The 728-nt window shown below is 46.2% G+C and carries 1 tRNA gene and 2 rRNA genes; all 3 read right to left on the bottom strand.

The features are described 5' to 3' along the window. A 23S ribosomal RNA gene (locus BVU99_RS08820) occupies window positions 1-98 on the bottom strand; the annotation flags it as partial. A 234-nt stretch (window positions 99-332) separates the two neighbouring features. Further along, window positions 333-408: transfer RNA gene (locus tag BVU99_RS08815), tRNA-Glu, on the bottom strand. A gap of 206 nt (window positions 409-614) precedes the next feature. Continuing rightward, a 16S ribosomal RNA gene (locus BVU99_RS08810) occupies window positions 615-728 on the bottom strand; the annotation flags it as partial.

Below are 728 nucleotides of genomic sequence, written 5' to 3'. Positions count from 1 at the left end.
CGGTTCATATCACCTTACCGACGCTTTTCGCAGATTAGCACGCCCTTCATCGCCTCTGACTGCCTAGGCATCCACCGTGTACGCTTAGTCACTTAACCTCACAACCCGAAGATGTTTCCATCGTTCGCGCTGCAAACATTTGAGAGACTCTATGACAGGTTACTCTTCATCCCAGTACATCTACGGAGGGATAAATTTCAGCCGTCATGTTTCAATTTTCAGCTTGTTCCAGATTGTTAAAGAGCAATATCTTAAACATGACTCGCAAGTCATCTTTAAGATTTTTTCGGTTATCGCTAACCGGTGATAATGTCTTTCACTCATTATCGGAATGGCGTCCCCAAGGGGATTCGAACCCCTGTTACAGCCGTGAAAGGGCAGTGTCCTAGGCCTCTAGACGATGGGGACCCGAAATTGGCTTATCGAATCACCGATTCGATAATTTCGGGTAAAGGTGAGATTTTTCGTGAAAAATCGAGCGCCATTGTCGTTTGTCACTGCACTGGACAGTCACAAATCTCCCGGCACTTACCTATACCACAAGGTTTTGTTTGCTCATTACTTTTTCATCAGACAATCTGTGTGAGCACGCCACTCGAATCAATATCTTTAGGTAAGGAGGTGATCCAACCGCAGGTTCCCCTACGGTTACCTTGTTACGACTTCACCCCAGTCATGAATCACAAAGTGGTAAGCGCCCTCCCGAAGGTTAAGCTACCTACTTCTTT

Source organism: Serratia sp. OLAL2, from assembly GCF_002752475.1.
GTDB classification, from domain to species: domain Bacteria; phylum Pseudomonadota; class Gammaproteobacteria; order Enterobacterales; family Enterobacteriaceae; genus Serratia; species Serratia bockelmannii.
Note: the sequence above shows the minus strand (reverse complement) of the source record. Positions and strands in the feature narration are given on the sequence as shown.